Below are 15,913 nucleotides of genomic sequence, written 5' to 3' on the forward strand. Positions count from 1 at the left end.
GCGCTGGTTGGCGCGCGTCTTACCGCCAGCCGACGCGATCGAAGATCTTGACCGCCTCCGGGTTGTTCTCGCCCAATTCGCTGACGTTGAGCGCGTCCTTCTGGAAGTCGCCCCAGGACTCCAGCACTTCGTCCTTGGTCACGCCGTCGACTACCGGGAACTCGTAGTTGCCGGCCGCGAAGAGCTCCTGGGCCTGGTCGGAGGCGAGGAACTCCAGGAAGCGAACGGCGTTCTCCTTGTTGGGGGCGCCCTCGACCACGCCGGCACCGCCCACGTTGACGTGGGTGCCGCGACCGTCCTGGTTGGGGAAGTGGATCTCGACGCTTTCCGCGACCTCGCGGTCGGCGGCATCGTCGGACTTCAGCAGGCGCACGTAGTAGTAGTGGTTGGCCACGGCGATGTCGCACTCGCCGCTGGCCACGCCGCGGATCTGGTCGGTGTCGCCGCCCTCGGGGTCACGTGCCATGTTGTCGACCACGCCCTGGGCCCAGGCCTCGGCCTCCTCGGCGCCGTGGTGGGCGATCAGCGAGGCGAGCAGCGACTGGTTGTAGATGTTGTTCGAAGAGCGGATGCACACCTTGCCCTCGAGGGCGGGGTCGGCCAGGTCCTCGTAGGTGGCGATCTGGTTGGGATCGACGGTCTCGGGGTTGTAGAAGATGGCGCGGGCACGCTGGCTGAAGCCGAACCACTTGCCTTCCGGTTGGCGCATGGCATCGGGCAGGCGCTCGGCAAGCACCTCGGACTCGATGCCCTGGAAGACGCCTTCCTGCTCGGCGCGCCACAGGCGGCCGGCGTCGACGGTGATCATGACGTCGGCGGGGCTGGCCACGCCCTCGCGCTGGATGCGCTCGATCAGCTGGTCGGAGTCGCCCTCGAGGACGTTGACCTCGATGCCGGTCTCCTCGGTGAACGCCTGGTAGAGGGCTTCGTCGGAGTCGTAGTGGCGGGCGGAGTAGAGGTTGACCTCTTCGGCGGCGACGCCGCTAGCCAGTGCCGAGCCGGCCAGGGCCACTGCGAGCGGAAGGGCGAGACGCGCGTGCTTGATCATGGTGTACCTCGTAGACGATCCCAGGTGAATGATAATACGTTGCATTATTGACAGCCCTATTGAAGCTTCGATTGGCGCATTCGTCAAGCAATTGCCGATGTGGGCCTTGCCTGCCAGCTTCGTGCGACGCTTTCAACCCTTGCCGATCAAGATGCCGGCGGAATGCGAGTCGCTTTCAAACGCATTCATTGGCTATTTCGGTTATGCTACGAGGTGTCATTCACTCACATCGACCCACCGGCGTGACCCTATGACTCGCACACTGAAGCAACCCCATGCATCACCGGCCCGCCCGGCGGCGGTGCTGTCGATGCAGGACGTGCACCATGCGTTCGGCAAGCGTGACGTGGTGCAGGGCGTCGACCTGGAGGTGGCGCCCGGCGAGGTCGTCTGCCTGCTCGGCCCCTCCGGCTGCGGCAAGACGACCCTGCTGCGTATCGCCGCCGGGCTCGAGGTACTCCAGCGGGGGCGCGTGGCCCTCAATGGCGGTGACATCGCCGTGCCGCGCGGGCGCCACGTGCCCCCGGAAAAGCGCAATGTGGGACTGGCCTTCCAGGAGTCGGCGCTGTTTCCCCACCTCACGGTGCTCGAGAACGTCACCTTCGGCCTCAAGGGCGAGACGCCCCGCGAGCGGCACCGCCGGGCGGTGGCGCTGCTCGAGCAGCTGGGCATGGCGGGCTACGCCAACGTCTATCCGCACATGCTCTCCGGCGGCCAGCAGCAGCGCGTGGCCCTGGCCCGTGCGCTGGCGCCGGCGCCGCAGTTGATGCTGCTGGACGAGCCCTTCTCGAGCCTCGACGCCCGCCTGCGCGACCGCATCCGCGATGACACCCTGCACGTGCTCAAGCAGGTGGGGGCGGCGACGTTGCTGGTTACCCACGACCCGGAAGAGGCCATGTTCATGGCCGATCGCATCGCCCTGATGCGTGACGGGCGCATCGTGCAGACGGGCACCCCGCGCGAACTCTACTGCACGCCCTGCGACCCTTTCGTGGTGACCTTCTTCGGCGAGGTGAACGAGCTGAGCGGCGAGGTGCGCAACGGCCAGGTGCAGACCCCGGTGGGGCCGGTGGATGCCGGCTGGCTGGCCGAGGGCAGCCAGGCCCAGGTGATGATCCGCCCCGAGGCGCTGCGGGTCGTCGAGCGCGAAGCCCCGGTCGAGGCGCATCGCTACAGCCACATCATCATGGCCAAGCTGCTCGGCCGCAGCAGCCTGCTGCACATCTGCGCCCACGGCGAGGATGGCCGCGAAGCCCACCTGCACGCCCGCATGCCGGGGGTGTTCCTGCCCGCCGACGGGCAGCCGGTGGATATCCACCTCGACCTGTCTCAGGTGTTCGTCTTTGCCTTAGGCGTCGCCGGTGCCGGGGCGGGAGCGGCGCATGGCGAGGCTGAGCAGGATCACCGGGATTATGCCCACTGCCACGATGGCCAGTGAGGCCGTCGAGGCCTCGGCGAGGCGCTCGTCCGAAGCCAGGTTGTGGGCCCGCACCGCCAGGGTGTCGAAGTTGAAGGGGCGCAGGATGACGGTGGCCGGCAGCTCCTTCATGACGTCCACGAAGACCAGGATCCCCGCCGCCAGCAGGCTGCCGCGCATGATCGGGGTGTGAACGCGCTTGAGCGTGCCGGCGGCGCTCTGCCCCAGGGTGCGCGCCGCGGCGTCCATGCTCGGCGTCACCTTGCCCAGGCTCGCCTCCACGGCATTGAACGACACCGCCAGGAAGCGCACCACGTAGGCGTAGATCAGGATGAAGGCCGAGCCGCTGAAGATCAGCCCGATCACTTCCCCCTGATGGGCCAGGAGCCAGGTGTTGATGGTGTTGTCCAGCCAGGCAAAGGGAATCAGGATGCCCACCGCCACCACCGAGCCGGGAATGGCGTAGCCCATGGCGGCGATGCGGGTGGCCGTGCGCGTCAGCGGCGAGTCGTTGAGTCGCACCCCGTAGCTGAGCACCACCGCCAGCGCCACGGCGATCAGCGCGGCGACGGTGGCGAGCACTAGGCTGTTGCCGGCAAAGTCGAGAAAGCGCGACCCCAGCAGGGCATCGCCTTCCTGAAGAGCGAGCTGGGCAAGGATGCCGCTGGGAATCAGAAAGCCGATCAGCACTGGGAGGCCGCAGGCCAGGAAGGCGCTGGCGGCGCGCCAGCCACTCAGGCGAAACTCGGGAAGCTGCTGGTAGCGATTGGTGGTGTGGTGGTAGCGGCGCTTGCCGCGCGACCCCCGCTCGATCAGCACCAAGGCGATAACGAAGGCCAGCAGGCAGGCGGCGAGCTGGGCGGCGGCCACCGGCTCGCCCAGGCCGAACCAGGTGCGGTAGATGCCGGTGGTGAAGGTGTCGACGCCGAAGAACTGCACGGCGCCGAACTCGTTCAGGGTCTCCATCAGCACCAGCGAGACGCCGCCGACGATGGCCGGACGCGCCAGTGGCAGCGCCACGCTCCCGAACAGGCGCCAGGGCCCGCGGCCCAAGGTGCGGCCCACGTCCAGCACGCACACCGACTGTTCGAGGAAGGCCGCACGGGTCAGCAGGTAGACGTAGGGGTAGAGCACCAGGGTGATGAGGGTGGCGGCGCCGCCCAGCGAGCGGATGTTGGGAAACCAGTAGTCGCCGTGACTCCAGCCGAACAGCTCGCGCAGCCAGCTCTGCAAGGGGCCGGCGAACTGCAGGAAGTCGGTGTAGGCGTAGGCGATCACGTAGGTGGGCACGGCCAGCGGCAGCAGCAGGGCCCACTCGAACAACCGCCGCCCGGGAAAGCGGCACATCACCACCAGCCAGGCGGTACCGGTGCCAATCACCAGGGTGCCGAGCCCCACCGTTACCGTCAGGAAGAGGGTATTGCCGAGGTAGCGCGGCAGCACGGTGCTGGCCAGGTGCTGCCAGACCCCGCCCGTGGGCAGCACGATATGCGCCAGCACCACCAGCACGGGAAGGGCCACCACCGTGGCCACGGCGAGGAGCAGTGCCGTCCAGGGGGTGAAGTGCGGGATGAAGCGACGCGATACGGCGGCAAGCCCGGAGCTGACGGGTCGGGACAAGCGGGGACTCCTTGCGGTGGCAGGCCTGGGCAATGCGAGGCCAGTACGGCTGTGAATGGTATCAGTTGCCGTGCGCCGCTGCAGCCGCCCCAGCGTGATCCGCGTCAAGCCCAAGCAAGACGCCCGCCGTCGGCGTTGGCCGGCGGCGGGCGTTGCGGTCGATAGCGTGCTGTCAGTAGCCGAGCAGCATCGCCGGCAGCCCCAGGATCAGCGCCGGGAACAGCGCCATCAGCACGCAGGCCAGCACGATCAGCGCGCAGAAGGGGATCACCGCCCGGTACAGATCCAGCGTCTCCACACCTTCGGGTGCCACGCCCTTGAGGTAGAAGAGCGCGTAGCCGAAGGGCGGGGTCAAAAAGGAGGTCTGCAGCACCACGGCGACCATCACCACGAACCACAGCACGTCGACTCCCATGCTCTCGATGATCGGCAGCATGATCGGGAAGCTGAGCAGCACGATGCCGGTCCAGTCGAGGAACATGCCCAGGATGAACACCAGGAAGAGCATCAGCAGCAGCGCGCCGGTGGTGCCGCCGGGCATGGCCATGACGACTTCGTGGATCACCTCCATGCCGCCACCGATGGAGAAGACGCCGGTGAAAGCCGTGGCCCCCACCAGCACCAGCATCACCATGGTGGTGGTCTTGCTGGCCTCGATCAGGGTGCGATAGCAGGTCGCGAGCTTGCGGTCGCCGAAGATCAAAAACAGCAGGAAGGCGATGGTCACGCCGATGGCCGAGGCCTCCGTGGCGGTGGCGATGCCGGCGAACAGTGAGCCGAGTACGCCGAGGATCAGCGCCATGGGCGGCAGCACGTACTTGCCGAGCATGCCCATCAGCTCGCGGGTGGACACCTGGGCGCGCTCCTCGGCGGGCACCAGCGGACCGTAGCTGGGCTTCACATGGCAGATCACCAGCACGTAGAGGGCATACATCGCGCCCAGCATCAGCCCGGGGACCAGGGCGCCGGCGAACAGCGCCCCCACCGAGACCGGCGAATAGCTGGCCATCAGGATCAGCATGATGCTCGGCGGGATCAGGATGCCCAGGCAGCCGCTGGCCATGATCACGCCGGCGCTGAGCTGCTTGTTGTAGCCGTATCCCAGCATCGGCACCAGGGCGATCATGCCCATCACGGCGATGGAGGCGCCGACGATGCCGGTGGTGGCGGCGAGCAGCACCGAGACCACGACCACGGTCAGGGCCAGGCCGCCGCGCAGGTTGGCGAGCAGCAGGCGCATGGCCTCGAACATCTTCTCGGTCACCCCGGAGTCGTTGAGGAAACGCGCCATCAGGATGAACAGCGGGATGGCCACCAGGACGTAGTTGTCCATGGCGTTGCCGTAGATGTTGTTGATCAGAATGCCCAGCGTATTGGCCCCGGGGCCCAGCCAGGCGCCCAGCACGGCCACGCCGCCGAGCACGAAGGCCAGCGGATGGCCCATGAACAGCCCGACCAGCAGACCGCCGAACATGAACAGGGTGAGTATCTCGGCGCTCATGCGGCCTCCTCCTGGATCAGTTCCTGAACGGCGCGAATCACGATGGCGATGGCCTGCAGCAGGATCAAGGCGGCGGTGACGACGATTACCGCCTTCACCGGGTAGACGGGGATGGCCACCATGCCGTAGGTGGTCTCCCCGCGGCTGAAGGAGCGCATGAAGAAGTCCCAGCCGAGGGTGCCCAGCATCCAGATGAAGGGCACGAAGAAGATCAGGTAGCCGAGCAGTTCGACGGCGGCCCGCTTGCGGCGCGACAGCAGCCGCTTGAGCACGTCGACCTCGACATGGGCGTGGTGGCGCAGCCCGTAGGCGGCCATCAGCATGAAATGGGCGCCGAACAGCATCTTGGTGACATCGAAGGCCCAGTCGCTGGGACGTCCGATGAAGAAGCGCATGGCGATGTCATAGATCACGATCAGCGTGATCACGGCAAGTAGCGGGGCGATCAGGCGGCCGAACCCCTCGTTGAGGGCGTCGATGGCCCTGGCAATGGCATTCATGGTTGATGATCTCGAGATCGATCAGGTCAGCGAAGTCCTGCGCGAATGGCGGGGTGTCGGTGAAGGATGGGCCCCACCGGGGCCCATCCGGTGCCGCTTACTGGTTCATGCAGGCCTCGAGCTCGTCGAGAGACGGCAGGTTGTCGGTGACCCGGCTCATGTTGTAGGGCACGGAGATATTACGCCAGTTGGCGTAGTGCTCCATGTAGCTGATCATGGAGTGGTAGATTTTGGCGTGCATCGGATCCTCGCAGGCGCCCTGGAGGATCACGTCGTTGGTGATCTCCTGGATGCGTGCCAGGTCCTCCTCGGAGAGCTGGTTGATCTCGGTGCCGTCCTCGATGAACTTGACCGTGCCCTCGGTGGACTCGCGCTCGGACCACGCCAGCGACCAGGCCATGGTGGCCTCGGCAGCGATCTTGAGTTTCTCCTGGGTCTGTTCGGAGAGGGCGTCCCAGGCGTCCTTGTTGATCATCACGCCGAACACGCTGGCGGACTGGTGCCAGCCCGGCACGGACCAGTAGTCGGCGACCTCGGAGAAGCCGGCCTTGTAGTCCACGCCCGGGGTGGAGAACTCAGCGCCGTCGACCACGCCACGCTCGATGGCCTGGTAGATCTCGCCGCCGGCCAGTGTCACCTGGGAGCCGCCCAGCTGCTCGAGCACACGGCCCTGATCGCGCCCGGAGAGGCGCAGGCGCTTGCCTTCCAGGTCGGCCAGGCTCTCGATGGGGGTGCCGCCGCGGAAACCGGACTCGTTGTTGGTGATGCCGTAGGGCAGGTAGACCATGTTGTACTGGCCGTAGACTTCCTGGTAGAGCTCCCAGCCGCCCCACTGCATGATCCAGTTCAGGTAGTCGACGCCGTTGAACAGGCTGGTGGTAGTGGCCAGCGGCGAGAAGGCCGGGCTGCGGCCGGCCCAGTAGCCGGGCCAGTCGCCGGCGGCCTGGATGCTGCCGGTCTCGGTGGCGTCGAAGACCTCGCCCCCGGGCATCAGGGTGCCGCCGGCGCGGAAGTTGATCGTGAGCTCATCACCGGCGAGGGTGTTGACCAGCTCGGCCCAGTGGCGGTCGATCTCGATGAGGTCCAGGTTGTCGGGCCAGGTAGTGGTCATGGTCCACTCTTCCTGGGCCTGGGCGGTGGTGGAGAGGGTGGCCAGGGCGATGCCGGCGGCCAGCCCGGTAAGGGCGAACTTGGCAGACGTTTTCATGCGATGCTCCCTTCGTGGATCTTCTTGTGCCTTGTGTCGTCGCGTTCGTGTGTAGCCTGATCGAGGGCGGGGTGCCGGGCCCGCAGGCCCGCCGCGCCGTGGCTCGACAGCAGGGTACAAGCTAGCACGCTCTGGCTGTCACAATCGACTGCCGGGGAAACGCCGCGACGCTGCCTCGGACAGGCGTCAGGCGGCAACCCGCGGGCGGCAAGGAATGTCTTTTATATCAGTCAGGTATCGGTTACACAGGGGGTGTCGGGCGGTGGCCCGGGGTGGGGGTGAGCGTTGAAACGAGCGTGTGATATATACCAAAGTCGTAAGCTAATGGCTGTGTGCCATGTCAGCCCGAATGGCGAGGAATGCCTTGGCACGCTGCGGCATCGCCACGCCTGTGGGACGAACCGGCGGGGACGGCGATGAGCGGCAGCGCGGCCCTGCTCGACTGGGCCCGCCGCCTGGCGGCGCCGCGCTGGCGCGGCCTGGCCTGGTTGACCGGCGACGCGGCGACGCGGCGACGCCGGGCACGCGCCCTCTGGCAGCGCGGTCGCTGGCAGGCGCCCTGCTGGCTGTCGGTGGCCTCCCCTGGCCCGACGCTGGCGGCGCACTGGCTGACCCCGGCTCGGGCACACACCCGCCTGGGCGGCGAGCACGACCTGCTGGTGGTCGACACCGGCGAGGAGGGCGAGGCCTTCGACCCGGATGCCTTCGGTGCCCTGACCGGCACCCTGCGCGCCGGCAGCCTGGTGGTGCTGCTCACCCCCGAAGAGTGGGGTGAGGCGGCGGCCTCGCGCTACCTGGGGCGGGTATGGCAGCGCCTCGCCGCCGCACCGGATGTCGCTCACTGGCCGGCGACCGACCGCACTCCGCGCCTCCCGGCCCTGGCAGCTGAGCCGGTCACCCCCCAGCCGGTGGATGACCCGGCCTGCGTCACCACTGATCAGGCGCGTGCCGTGGCGCGTCTCACCCGGCTAAAGCGCCGCCGCCCCCTGGTGCTCACCGCCGACCGCGGCCGCGGCAAGACGGCTGCGCTGGGCATCGCCTGCGCCCGCCTGCTGGAGGCCGGCGAGTCGCGGGTGCTGGTTACCGCACCGCGCCCGGCGGCGGTGGCGGCGCTCTTCGAGCGGTTGGCTGCCCTGCGTCCCGCGGGGCGGCAGGCCGGCAACACCTTCGTCGATGCCGGCGGCGGTCGGGTCGAGTTCCTCGCCCCCGATACCCTGGCCGACCAGGCCGAACGCGGCGAGCTGGGCGGGGCGGGCAGCCTGCTGCTGGTCGACGAGGCGGCGGCGATCCCGGCGGGGCTGCTCGGGGCATGGCTGGCGGCCTTCCCGCGGATCGCCTTCGCCACCACGGTGCATGGCTACGAGGGCTCGGGGCGCGGCTTTGCGCTGCGCTTCCGGGAGCGCCTCGAGCGGCAGACACCTCAGTGGCGCGAGTGCCACTTGGCGGCACCGGTGCGCTGGGGCGAGAATGACCCCCTGGAGCGCCTGGTCAGCGACCTGCTGCTGCTCGATGCCGAGCCGCCTCCCGCCGAGCCGGCCGACCGGGTCCTGAGCCAGCGCCGCCCGCGCGGCGCGGCGCTGGCCGCTGACGAACCGCGCCTGCGATCCCTCTTCGGCCTGCTGGTGCAGGCCCACTACCGCACCGCGCCCACCGACCTGCAGCGCCTGCTCGACGATCCCACCCTGGCGCTGACCACCCTGGACGCCGCTGGAAGACCCCAGGCTGTGGCGGTGTGCGGCGACGAGGGCGGCTTTGACGCCGAACTGGCCGAGCGCGTGGCGCGCGGCGAGCGGCGCCCGCCCGGCCACCTGCTGGCCCAGTCGCTGGCGGCGCACGCCGGCTCGCGGGAGGCGCTGATGGCCCGGGTGCGCCGGGTGCAGCGCATCGCCGTGCACCCCGAACGACGCCGCGAGGGGCTGGGGCGACGGCTGCTCGCGGCCGAGCGGGCCGAGGCGTGCCGCGACGGCATCGACCTGCTGGGGGCGAGCTTCGGCGCCGAGCCGGGGCTGATGGCGTTCTGGCAGGCGCTGGGGTTTCGCACCGTGCGCCTGGGCCTTTCCCGCGAGACGGCCACCGGCGAGCATGCGCTGATGGTGGTGGTACCCACCAGTGCCCACGGCGAGCGACTCAGCGGAGAGCTCGCCGCCGGCTTCCAGCGTCTGCTGCCGGCGCTGCTCGCCTTCGAGCTTCGCGAGCTGGCTCCGCCGGTGGCGGGGCGACTGCTCGCCGAAGGCGGCGCCGGCGCGCTCTCGGCGGCCGATCGGCAGGCGTGCGCCGACGTGGGCCACGGCAACCGCGAACCCGCCACGGCGCGCCCCGCGCTGCAGGCGCTGTTGCGCCACCACTTGGCAAGGCATGGCGGGCATGACGATACTGAACTCATGGTGCTGCTGGCCTGGGCCTTTCAGGGGCGCGACATGGCCTGGCTGGCCAGGCACATTGGCGTGGCCGGACGGCGTGGCGTGGTGGCGGCACTGCGGCGCGCGGTGGCGTGCTGCCTTGCGGCGGCCGAGCCGGCTTCCCCCGGCGCACCGGGCCCGGTAAGGTAGCGCGGTCTCAACGTCAGGAAACTGCACCATGAATGCGCATCTCGAACAGCTCTCGCCCCAGCCGCTGTGGCGTCACTTCCGCACCCTGTGCGAGACGCCGCGCCCCTCCGGCCACGAGGCGGCGCTGGTGGCGCACCTGGAAGCCTGGGCGGAGGCCCGCGGGCTCGCCCACGACCGCGACGCCTTCGGTAACCTGCGCATCCGCAAGCCCGCCACGCCGGGCCGCGAGACCGCGCCGGGCGTGATCCTTCAGGGCCATCTGGACATGGTGCCCCAGGCCAACGCCGAGCATCCCCACGACTTCACCCGCGACCCCATCGACACCTATGTCGACGACGGTTGGCTGCACGCCCGCCATACCACCCTGGGCGCCGACAACGGCCTGGGGGTGGCGGCGGCGCTGGCCCTGCTCGAGGACGCCGACCTGGCCCACGGGCCGCTGGAGGCGCTCTTCACCCTCGAAGAGGAGTCGGGCATGGGCGGTGCGCTCAACCTCGCCGAAGAGTGGCTCGAGGGGCAGGTGCTGCTCAACCTGGACTCCGAGGAGCGCGGCGAGGTGTTCATCGGCTGTGCCGGCGGTGCCGACGTGGTGGTGGAGGCGCAGCTGCCCACCGCGCCGCCGAGCGCGGGCGAGGTCGCCCTGCAGCTGTCGCTCACTGGCCTTGCCGGCGGCCATTCCGGCATTGACATCCACCGTGGCCTGGGCAACGCCAACCGCCTGCTGGTGCGCGCGCTGCGCGCCCTGGAGGCGCTCGATGCCCGCCTGGCGAGCTACCGGGGCGGTACCCTGCGCAACGCCATTCCCCGCGAGGCCTTCGCCACCCTGATGCTGCCCGGCGAGGCGGTCGCCGCGGCCGAACGCCGTGTCGCCGAGCTGCAGGCCGAACTGCGCGGGGAACTGGACGGGATCGACGACGGCGTCACGCTGTCGCTCGAGACGCCGCGCGAGCCGCCCACCGAGGCACTGGTTGGCCAGGCCAGCCGCCTGCTGCTGGCGGCGCTGCACGCCGCGCCCTGCGGCGTCGAGCGCATGAGCGTGACGGTGCCGGGGGTGGTCGAGACTTCCAACAACCTGGGGGTGGTGAGCCTCGAGGGCGGGCGCTTCCACCTCTGCGCCTTGGTGCGCTCGCTGCACGACAGCGCCACGGTGGACCTGGCCGAGCGCTTCCGGGCGCTCTTCGAGCTGATCGGTGCGCGCACTCGCGTCGAGAACGCCTATCCCGGCTGGACGCCGCAGCCCGACAGCGAGCTGCTGGCGCGCTTCCGTCGCCTGCACCGCGAGCGGCTGGGCAGCGAGCCGGCCGTCCAGGTGATCCATGCCGGGTTGGAGTGCGGCATCCTGGCCGGCAAGTATCCCCACCTGGAGATGATCTCCTTCGGGCCCTTGATTCGTGGAGCCCACTCCCCCGACGAGCGCGTAGAGCTCGACTCCGTCAGCGAGTTCTGGACACTGCTGCGTGATCTGGTCGCCTCGCTGGCCGAGGCGCGCTGAACGGGTCCCTACGCAACAGCGCCGCCCGAAGGCGGCGCTGGCATGGTGGCGTGGCGTCAGCCGGCGTTCAGCCGAGGTAGGCGCCGAGCATCCAGACGGTCTTCTCCTGTTCGCGGATGTAGTCGCCCACCTGGGCAGCGGTGCCCTCGTCGTCGGCGTCCGAGGCCAGGGCGAGGATCTCGCGCTGCAGCTCGATCAGCGTCTGGTAGCCCTGGAGCACCCCACGTACGCAGGTTTCGCCGTTGTGCACGTCCTTGTCCTCCCGGATGCGCGAGAGCTCCACGTAGTCGCTGTAGGCGTGCACCGGCTTGTGGCCCAGGGTGAGGATGCGCTCGGCGACCTCGTCGACCTTGGCCAGCAGGTCGGTGTAGAACTCCTCGAACTTGGTGTGCAGCTCGAAGAACTGCGGGCCCTTCACGTTCCAGTGGTAGCCGCGCACGTTCATGTAGAAGATCTGGTAGTTGGCTAGCAGGTGGTTGAGCCGTTCGGCGAGCTGGCTGGCGCTGGCCTCATGCAGGCCGATGGTGTTGGTGTCGGTCATGACAAACTCCTTGTTCCGGTGAAGGTCCATGGCAAAGCGGTCGAGATCGCGAGTCTACCGGGCCCGCGGCCAAGCGGTAAGTGGCATTGCTGCATCGCCGTCATAGCCGCTGTCGATGTCCCGTATATGCCGACGTTCCAGCCGCTTTTCAAGGCGCTGGGCGGCGTTGTCGCGGCGGGAGCGTCCGAGAGGGGAACCCCGCGGCGGGACGCGACTCTAGAAGTGCCAGGAGGGCACTGCGCCGTCCTGCCCGGCCGTGTAGACTGCCGGGAATCGCTGGTCGGAGGTTGCCCATGTTCCCGCGCTGGCTGCTGCCTGCCCTGCTTGTCCTGCCCCTGGTCGGCTGCCAGGCGCCGCCCAGCCGGCTGCCTTCGGCCGAGCCGCCGCCGGCCGCCGAGTGCCACTGGCAGGTGCACGGGGCCACCCCGGAGGCTCTGGTGCGTGCCGCCGTGAGCGCCCTGGAGGCCGAGGATTTCATCATCCGCGACACCGACCTGACGCTGGGCCTGGTGAGTGCCGATCGCAGCGAGCGTATCCCCGCCCATCGCAATCCCTACCATGACTGGGCGGAACCCACTTGGTACGGTCGCTACGGGGTGGGCAGCCGTGGCTTCTCCACCGGCGTGGCGATCGGTTTCGGTGGCGTCGGCCCCTTCGATCGCGACGCCACGCGCCTGGAGCGTGTCTCGCTGGTTGCCGACGGCGACTGGGTGCGCGTCAGCCGCGACCTCCAGGTGATCGACTGGCGCGGGGCGGTGCGCGAATCGCGCAGCGCCAGCGATGCCGACTTCTGCACGCGCCTGCGCCGCGACCTGGCCACGGCGCTGGCCGGAGACGCATCATGAGAGCCGCCCCGATCCTGTTGCTGACCGCTTGGCTGGCCGGCTGTGCTGCGGTTGCCCCCGCGCCCGACCCGCGCGAGGAGGCGCTGGCCGCCCCGCCCGAGGCTGCCCTGGGTGCAGCGCTCGACCTGCTCAGCGAGCGGGGGTACGTGATCCGCCATGCGGATGGCGACCTGGGACGTGCGGAGGCAGTACTCGCCCGCTGGCCGGGCTACCGGGTGCGCGTGGAAGTCACCCCGGCCGAGGGCGGCAGCCGCGTGGCGCTGAGCGCGACCTGGGGCGGGCGGGCGCTGCCGGCCGACCGGCTCGACCCGCTGCTGGCCGACCTCGAGTCGCGGCTCGGCACCGTGCCCTGAGTCATCACCCCCGCCCTCTCGCCCGATGACATTGAGGAAATGACCCGACGCATGAAGCCGTTACTCCCCTTGCCGTCATGGCCCCCGGGCCGCTGGCGCCGCGCCTGGGCGGCGCTCTTGCTGTTGGGGCCGGGGCTTGCCCTGGCCCATCCCCATGGCTGGATCGACCTGCGCGTGCGCCTGCTGTTCGATGATCAGGGACGCGCCACGGCACTGCACCAGGCCTGGCACATGGACCCCTTCTACAGCTTGGTGGTTCTCGAGGAGCTGCAACACGCCGGCGGCGAGGGCGGCCTGGAGGTGGGGCTCGACCAACTGGGCGGCGAGATCCGCGACAACCTGCAGCCGCATGACTATTTCACCGAGGTGACGCTGGGTGACGAGCCGCTGGCCCTGGGCGAGGTGAGCGAGTACACCGTGATGGTGCGCGACGACCGGGTCGAGCTCCTCTTCCTGCTGCCCCTGGCCGAGCCCCGTGCCCTGGCCGGCGAGCCCCTGCGCTATCGCGTCTTCGACCCCACCTACTACCTGGAAATGGTCCACGAGCTCGATGGCGAGGGGCGCCACGAGGGGGCGCTCACGGTCAGGGGAGTGGCCGGCTGCGAGGGGCGTATCCTGCCCGCCGACCCGGATCCCGAGCGGGTGATGGAGGCGGCGATGCTCGATCGCACCGATGAGGCTCCCCCGGGGCTGGGACGCTACTTCGCCGAGACGGGGGTGGTGACATGCGAGTGAGTGGCAAGGCCTGGTCGGCCGCGGCGGCGGGGCTCGTGGCGGTGGCCGTGCTGGTGTGGCTGGCCCAGGGCGGCCTCGGGGCGCTGAGCCTGCAGCTGGTGGCCTGGCAGCGCGAGCTGCACCGCGCCCTGACCCTGGCCATCACGGCGCTCTCTGCCGTGCCGTCACGCGACGCCTGGCTGGGGCTGCTCGGCATCAGCTTCGCCTACGGGGTCTTCCATGCCGCCGGGCCGGGGCACGGCAAGGCGGTGCTGTCGACCTACCTGCTCTCCCAGGGCGGGGCCCTGCGCCGTGCCCTGGCGCTGTCGATGGCCGCCTCGCTGCTGCAGGGGCTGGTCGCCATCGCCCTGGTGGTGGCGCTGGTGCATGGCCTGGGCTGGGTGACCCGCCAGGCCATGGACAGTGTGGTGTGGGTCGAGCAGGCCAGCTTCCTGATGGTGGCACTGCTGGGCGCCTGGCTGTGCTGGCGCGCCATCGGCCAACTGCGTCGCCCCGCGCCGGCCGGGCACGCAGCCCACGCCGGGGAGGAGGGTGGCCGGCATCACGACCACGGCGCGTGCTGCGGCGGTCATCATCACGTGGCGCCGCAGCAGGCGGCGGACTGGCGCACGGCGCTGGCCACGGTGGTCGCCATCGGCGCGCGCCCGTGCAGTGGCGCCGTGCTGCTGCTGGGGGCGGCCAGCCTGCTCGGCCAGTTTGCCGTGGGGGTGACGGCGGTGCTGGTGATGTCGCTGGGCACGGCGCTCACCGTCTCGGCGCTGGCGCTGGCCAGCGTGGTGGCGCGCGGCTGGGCCGAGCGTCGCCTGCTGGGCCAGGCAGCGCGGCCGCGCGGCGCGAGGGCGCTGGGCTGGGTGTCGCTGGGCGGCGGGCTGGCAATCCTTACGCTGGGCGTGTCACTGGCGGCCACCGGCCTCAACCAGCCGGGGACGCCGTCGCTGCTCGGCGAGCCGCCGGGCGGCAGCCGCGAGGAGGTGCCGAATCGCTCCCTGCCGTTCGGCGGCTGAGCTCAGCCGAGGTCGAGATTGCTGATCCGGGCCAGCAGGTGGTCGCGCATGGCGGCCAGGGCGTCGAGGTCGTAGGGCTCGGCCTTGCCGTGCCCCCAGACTGGTCCGGGCCAGGCGGCGTCGCCGCGGTGGCGCACCACCACATGTACGTGCAGCTGGGCCACCATATTGCCCAGGCTCGCCACGTTGAGCTTATCGCCCTGGCAGAGCCGCAGCAGCGATTCGCCGACCCGGGTGGCCTCGTGCCACAGCTGCTGCTGGTCGGTCGGGTCCAGTTCGAAGAGTTCACTGACGCCGGGACGTCGCGGGATCAGCACCAGCCACGGGAAGCGGGCGTCGTCCATCAACCGCAGCTGGCAGAGCGGCAGTTCGGTGACCGGGTAGCTGTCTTCGACCAGCCGCGGATCCGCTTCGAAGCTTCCCATCGCTGTTCTCCCTGAGGCCGTGGTTACCTTGCCATCATGGCACAGGCGGGGCCTGGCCGGCAGCGCGGCCGGCAAGGGAAGCAGGGCGGTGTCGGGGCTGCTAGATTGAGGGAGACAGTCAACCGACGCGATACCCGCACTGGAGGCCAAGATGACACGATCACTGTTCTTGATCCTGATCTCGCTGTTCACCCTCTCCCTGCTCAGCGGCTGCAACACTATGGAAGGCGCGGGCCAGGATATTGAAGAGGGCGGCGAGGCGATTCAGGAGTCGGCCGATGGCGACGGCTATTGAGCCGCGCTCACCCTCCAGGCTGGGGTGCCGGGGGAAGCCGGGATGACGATGTCGCCTCTCGCGCTGATACCGCTGGTCGCCGGCCTGTTGCTGAGTGGCTGTGCCATGACCGCCAGCCCGCCGCCCCGGGAGCCGGCGCCACCTCCGCCCCGCGTCGATGGCGGCGATGACGCCTGCGGCGCCGGGCGAGTTCAGGATCGCGTGGGGCAAACCTACAGCGAGGCGCTGGGGCAATCCCTGCAGCAGGCGAGTGGCGCCGACGCGCTGCGGGTGATGCGCCCGGGACACGCCTATACCCTCGAGTACCGCGCCGACCGGCTCAACGTTCGCGTTGACGAGGCGGGCGTGATCACCGCCATTGGCTGCGGCTAGTCTCGCTGC

General features: G+C 69.8%; 16 protein-coding genes. 9 read left to right on the forward strand and 7 right to left on the reverse strand.

Annotation, left to right across the window (positions count from 1 at the left end; genetic code table 11):
• Positions 1-19 precede the first annotated feature (19 nt).
• Positions 20-1,048 carry a Fe(3+) ABC transporter substrate-binding protein gene (locus FEF15_RS06775; protein ID WP_205598492.1) on the reverse strand — a complete coding sequence of 343 codons (1,029 nt, stop codon included), beginning with the start codon at positions 1,046-1,048 and terminating at the stop codon, positions 20-22.
• A gap of 250 nt (positions 1,049-1,298) precedes the next feature.
• Between FEF15_RS06775 and FEF15_RS06780 the strand changes: the two genes are divergently transcribed.
• The gene (locus tag FEF15_RS06780; RefSeq protein ID WP_163558401.1) at positions 1,299-2,486 is read left to right on the forward strand and encodes an ABC transporter ATP-binding protein; all 1,188 of its coding nucleotides are present in this window, start codon (positions 1,299-1,301) and stop codon (positions 2,484-2,486) included.
• Here FEF15_RS06780 and FEF15_RS06785 read toward each other — a convergent pair.
• The 4 genes from FEF15_RS06785 to dctP all read right to left on the reverse strand — a co-directional run bounded on the left by FEF15_RS06785 (position 2,397) and on the right by dctP (position 7,293).
• The gene (locus FEF15_RS06785) at positions 2,397-4,085 is read right to left on the reverse strand and encodes an iron ABC transporter permease (protein WP_163558402.1); all 1,689 of its coding nucleotides are present in this window, start codon (positions 4,083-4,085) and stop codon (positions 2,397-2,399) included. The two genes, FEF15_RS06780 and FEF15_RS06785, sit on opposite strands and share 90 nt — an antisense overlap.
• A gap of 172 nt (positions 4,086-4,257) precedes the next feature.
• Entirely contained in the window at positions 4,258-5,586 is a 1,329-nt protein-coding gene (locus FEF15_RS06790; protein ID WP_163558403.1) for a TRAP transporter large permease subunit, read from the reverse strand.
• Entirely contained in the window at positions 5,583-6,086 is a 504-nt protein-coding gene (locus FEF15_RS06795; RefSeq protein WP_163558404.1) for a TRAP transporter small permease subunit, read from the reverse strand. Before FEF15_RS06795 ends, FEF15_RS06790 begins: the two co-directional genes overlap by 4 nt.
• Before the next feature lie 97 nt (positions 6,087-6,183).
• Positions 6,184-7,293, reverse strand: coding sequence for a TRAP transporter substrate-binding protein DctP (dctP, locus tag FEF15_RS06800; protein ID WP_163558405.1), 1,110 nt, complete (start codon positions 7,291-7,293; stop codon positions 6,184-6,186).
• Positions 7,294-7,652: 359 nt separating this feature from the next.
• Here dctP and FEF15_RS06805 point away from each other — a divergent pair, with 359 nt between their 5' ends.
• Both FEF15_RS06805 and FEF15_RS06810 read left to right on the forward strand, forming a co-directional pair.
• Positions 7,653-9,842 (forward strand): GNAT family N-acetyltransferase, encoded by a 2,190-nt coding sequence (locus FEF15_RS06805; RefSeq protein ID WP_240454096.1) that lies wholly within the window; start codon positions 7,653-7,655, stop codon positions 9,840-9,842.
• Positions 9,843-9,870: 28 nt separating this feature from the next.
• Entirely contained in the window at positions 9,871-11,334 is a 1,464-nt protein-coding gene (locus FEF15_RS06810; protein WP_163558407.1) for an aminoacyl-histidine dipeptidase, read from the forward strand.
• Positions 11,335-11,401: 67 nt separating this feature from the next.
• On the opposite strand, the gene FEF15_RS06815 is transcribed toward FEF15_RS06810, so the two are convergent.
• Positions 11,402-11,875 carry a Dps family protein gene (locus FEF15_RS06815; RefSeq protein ID WP_163558408.1) on the reverse strand — a complete coding sequence of 158 codons (474 nt, stop codon included), beginning with the start codon at positions 11,873-11,875 and terminating at the stop codon, positions 11,402-11,404.
• 293 nt (positions 11,876-12,168) lie between these two features.
• Between FEF15_RS06815 and FEF15_RS06820 the strand changes: the two genes are divergently transcribed.
• From FEF15_RS06820 to FEF15_RS06835, 4 genes are read left to right on the forward strand one after another with little or no spacing between them, the layout of a single operon-like run.
• On the forward strand, positions 12,169-12,720 hold the full coding sequence (locus FEF15_RS06820; RefSeq protein WP_163558409.1) for a hypothetical protein: 552 nt from the start codon (positions 12,169-12,171) through the stop codon (positions 12,718-12,720).
• Positions 12,717-13,073: a hypothetical protein gene (locus FEF15_RS06825; protein ID WP_163558410.1), complete on the forward strand. Its 357-nt coding sequence runs from the start codon at positions 12,717-12,719 to the stop codon at positions 13,071-13,073. The genes FEF15_RS06820 and FEF15_RS06825 overlap by 4 nt, the downstream gene beginning before the upstream one ends.
• A 51-nt stretch (positions 13,074-13,124) precedes the next feature.
• Positions 13,125-13,808 carry a DUF1007 family protein gene (locus FEF15_RS06830; protein WP_163558411.1) on the forward strand — a complete coding sequence of 228 codons (684 nt, stop codon included), beginning with the start codon at positions 13,125-13,127 and terminating at the stop codon, positions 13,806-13,808.
• Positions 13,799-14,812 (forward strand): nickel/cobalt transporter, encoded by a 1,014-nt coding sequence (locus FEF15_RS06835; protein WP_163558412.1) that lies wholly within the window; start codon positions 13,799-13,801, stop codon positions 14,810-14,812. Before FEF15_RS06830 ends, FEF15_RS06835 begins: the two co-directional genes overlap by 10 nt.
• Before the next feature lie 2 nt (positions 14,813-14,814).
• Here FEF15_RS06835 and FEF15_RS06840 read toward each other — a convergent pair whose 3' ends face one another.
• Complete coding sequence (locus tag FEF15_RS06840) at positions 14,815-15,237, reverse strand: HIT family protein (protein ID WP_163558413.1); 423 nt, start codon at positions 15,235-15,237, stop codon at positions 14,815-14,817.
• A gap of 151 nt (positions 15,238-15,388) precedes the next feature.
• On the opposite strand from FEF15_RS06840, the gene FEF15_RS06845 reads away from it, so the two are divergent.
• The gene (locus FEF15_RS06845) at positions 15,389-15,532 is read left to right on the forward strand and encodes an entericidin A/B family lipoprotein (RefSeq protein WP_163558414.1); all 144 of its coding nucleotides are present in this window, start codon (positions 15,389-15,391) and stop codon (positions 15,530-15,532) included.
• A gap of 42 nt (positions 15,533-15,574) precedes the next feature.
• Positions 15,575-15,904: an I78 family peptidase inhibitor gene (locus FEF15_RS06850; RefSeq protein ID WP_240454097.1), complete on the forward strand. Its 330-nt coding sequence runs from the start codon at positions 15,575-15,577 to the stop codon at positions 15,902-15,904.
• The last annotated feature ends 9 nt before the right edge of the window (positions 15,905-15,913 follow it).

It is taken from the genome of Halomonas sp. NO4, assembly GCF_010994375.1.
In the GTDB taxonomy this organism is placed as follows: Bacteria; Pseudomonadota; Gammaproteobacteria; order Pseudomonadales; family Halomonadaceae; genus Halomonas.